Here is a 3,613-nt window from a genome sequence, read left to right as displayed (position 1 = left end):
GCGCATGCACGCAGCCCGAATTAAAATTTGCATCGACCGACATAATCACAGAACCATCCTCACTTAGACCACCGCCTAGTAATTAATGAATAATACACTTTTTGTATGTACTTGCCCCTTGTCAAATATCCAAAGCAACACGTTCACTGAACTCTTTGATCAACGCAAAGTCGGACTCCCCTAGCTTTCCTTGCTGGGCACGATAGCGTGAAACAAGTTGTTTCGCAACCGTGAGCTTCAGTCGGGCCGTAGGCGGCCGGCGAGGATACCTTGTGTAATAGAAGTGCTTTATCTGCTCTATTGAATGCTCAAAGGCGATGCATACGCCGAATACTTGAGCTTCCTTTTCTGTCAGACTCATTAAGAACAGGCGTTCTTCCATGAGTTCGGTGTGTGTGGCCATGTCCTTCGTCAGCTTGGTAAGCATTCGGCTTAATGGATTCACTTCCGAGGCAAGTATTTCACAGAGTCTAGTAGTGTTATAGCACTGCCGAATCTTAGTCATGGATTTTTGCTCGGTCTCAAACCGTACCTCCCCACGGAAATATAGCCGCATTTCGGCTAGGTCAGAAGCAGTAAGCGAATCACGAAAGTTCTGATTTTTAGATAGTTCAAATTCAGAATCCTTCAGGTATATCTTGCTGTATTCCTTGCATTTACGTGTCTTTACATCTTTGTCGAAGGTTAGTGAGTTGTCATTCCTAAAGTCCTGAATTCTATAGAACGTGTTGACATGAAGCAGTTTCATTACTTGTAGGAACCGTTGTCCTGTCGTAGGCATTGATATGTCTCTACCGGGATGCAAGAGAGTAGCGTTAGCACTATCTAGTGAGTCTAGATGAATCATATCGAGACGATTAACCTTCTCAATTGCTGTTTGCAACGTGTTTATATTCAAGAACTCAGGGTATCGTCTGCCTAGTGTTTTGGAAGTAATACTTAGAAAGGCTTCGCCCTCTCCGCCGTTTGCTGTCTTGTCTACTCGGATTAGGTTCACACCCGGCACATTGATTTCCTTTGAAGTCAACTGTAAAAGCTTGATTCCACTGGCTGCTTCATGAGTTTTGAATGCGTCTTCATGCAATTGGGCTACATGTTGTAAAGGCACAGTGAAGTTGATTTCATCAAATTTTTGAAAAATATTTCAATTGTTATAGGATAATATTAAAGTATTGTTTTATATTATTGCTTGTTTTACTTATAGCTTATTTGATAGTCTGTGAAGCAGTATATGCTTCGAGGTAAAGGCGCACTACTGTACTAAGCTGCGTGCCGCTTTGGCGGGCCTTTTCATGTGCGTCCAAGCGTAGCTGTTGCGGTACTCTCACTTTGAGTTGGGCATTTTTCGTCATAAGGTGATTTGATAAATAATGAATGGGTACACGGTTTTACCAATCATAGGGGACAGCACCCCGAAACAAAAAAGCATTTCAGCGAAAACGAACAAAAAATCCCTAACCTTTGAAGGTTAGGGATTAAATATTTGATGTACAGACGTTTGCCTTGGGTCAGGCGTTGAAAGCATCTAATAGCTTCTGGGCAGCGTCTGATTCGCCTTGCAACGCGTTTTGGTATTTGCGGAAGCTCCGAGGGTCAGAATGGTTGGACCAACGCATCACGAAGTGCTGCTGAGTGCCCATTTCTATGCACATGGTCACGAAGGTTCTGCGGGCTGTATGCGTCATTATCCATGCCCACTTCGGTTTTGTTGTCGGGACTTTTGTCTTTCCGATTGAGTAAAGCTGAGTGATGGGAGTCAACAAGCTGGGTACATGTTGAGCGAGTGCTTTCATCACGTCTTTCAGCACGCGATTATATTCCTGATTGCTTACGCTAATAGGTCGGGAGCCGATTTCGGCAAGTATTCGTGCTGCCGTTGGAAACAATGGCACGGCACTGAAGTCGTCCGTTTTGTTAATATTTATCCGCACCGTTTTGCCATCTATATGAGTAGAATTCAACCTTACCACATCTGAAACTCGCAGGCCAGTCCAGCATTGCAGCAAGAAGAGTTGTTGTACTCGGTGCATACGAGGGTGTCCGGTGAGGTCGAATGCTTCGAGTGCCTTCAGTTCATCGGTACTAAGCGTTATCACCACCAAGTTCTTTGTTGCCTTCACAGCGTGTTTGGGCTTCAGTTCTTTGTAGTGGAACCCTAGCGACTCTTTGTAGCTTTCCAGAAACTTCTTCATGGCAATAACCCGGCGTTCAACAGTCGTGTTGTGAAACCCCTTTTCGGCAGTAAGCCACGTTTGGAAAGCATCGAAGTCGGGAATAGTCAAGGTCTCCAAATCCCATTCTTGGCCTTTCGCTTCGAAGTATAAGTGCAAGTTTTGACGCAAGGCCGAATATGCTTTCAGGCTGTTCGGCTTCACATCCTTTGTCCGAATGAAGCTTTCTAACGCCTCCATGACGTTCGTGCGCTTGGCTGCTTCTTCAGTATCAGCCGGGGCTTTGAGTGCCTCATACTGAGCCTTCAGATATAGAATAGTGGGCTTGTCACCATGCTGCTGGATATGGGCTCGGATAATCGTGTCCAAATTGTTTTTAACAGTCTTCAAGTGGGCATTTGCTTTGCCCACGTTGTCCACGCCATCTGGCCGAATTTCTTGCTTAACGTCGTTCCAGAAAGTTTTGGGCACACGGTATCCAGTTGCAAACCACGATACATCGCCGCCATAACTGTATTGAGCTACGATACTTCCTAAGCGGGTAGCCTTGCTTTCATTAACAAAGCGAAGTTTCGTTTCTGCGGCGTTGCGGGTCTGGGCTGGCTTGTTCTTCATCTTACGGTGTGCTGTGTTCTTACACAGTTATCACACAGTAAATCTAGCAGAATCCAACGGAGCAATAGCTACCTATCTTAATAACAACCCCACTGAAGGCAATTGAAAGGCATTTTCTGATGAAACCAGAATATTTTAGGACCATGATGGGGAGTCCAGTCCACGCTACCTCGATAAAAGGCCGTTTCCAAGCAGGAAACGGCCTTTTTGTTTTGCCGCCAGCTTCCCGGCATAAGTGCGGCCAGCAGAGACAGAAGGGCGTGGTTCGCTGTATGTGGCAAATGGGGGGCGGCGTATTTCGGCCGGCGGGTGCAGTAGCGCTGGAAACCAGTCATCTGAGTACGCAATGGGGCGCAACTGGCCCGCCGAGCTACTGTACCAGAGTGAGATGTACCACCGCAGCTTGCCATGCTCGGAGCCGACGGGCGCAGCAGCTTGCATGCCGTTTCCGACGAGTAATGGTGGCGGTATGGTGAGAACGAAGCGCCCTCACCGCACTATCGCCTGCTTGCTGGCCGAGCGGCCGAATTTGGTGGGGAAATACACCAGCTCGGCCCGTGCCGGATTGATGGTATACTGGCCCCGAAACCGGGGCTGGAGCGCGATGCGGAACTCGTGCCGGCCCACGGGCAGCTCATCGATGAAGATGCCGGTTTGGTGGCGCAGGTACTCGCGGTGGGTTTCGATGTAATTCGGCGCGGCCGGGTCGCCGTAAGAGCAGCCGGCCGGAATGGGCACTTCGAGCAGCACGTAGCGGGCGGCGGCTTTCACGTCCACGGTCACTACCAGCTCGGCGGGCTGGCCGGCGCGCAGCAGCACGCGGGTGC

General features: G+C 48.6%; 3 protein-coding genes. All 3 read right to left on the bottom strand.

The features are described 5' to 3' along the window. Window positions 1–121: 121 nt before the first annotated feature. Entirely contained in the window at window positions 122–1,108 is a 987-nt protein-coding gene (locus tag ACYVDE_RS17375; protein WP_460502811.1) for a hypothetical protein, read from the bottom strand. A 400-nt stretch (window positions 1,109–1,508) separates the two neighbouring features. Next, on the bottom strand, window positions 1,509–2,786 hold the full coding sequence (locus ACYVDE_RS17370) for a tyrosine-type recombinase/integrase (RefSeq protein ID WP_460502810.1): 1,278 nt from the start codon (window positions 2,784–2,786) through the stop codon (window positions 1,509–1,511). 489 nt (window positions 2,787–3,275) lie between these two features. After that, a partial coding sequence (locus ACYVDE_RS17365) for an alpha-2-macroglobulin family protein (protein ID WP_460502809.1) occupies window positions 3,276–3,613 on the bottom strand: 338 nt, incomplete at its 5' end.

The organism is Hymenobacter agri, assembly GCF_054778495.1.
This window is presented reverse-complemented; position numbering and strand designations above follow the sequence as displayed.

Coding starts and splice junctions, on each gene's coding strand:
- ACYVDE_RS17370 (WP_460502810.1), bottom strand. CDS start 2,786: ATGAAGAACAAGCCAGCCCAGACCCGCAACGCCGCAGAAACGAAACTT.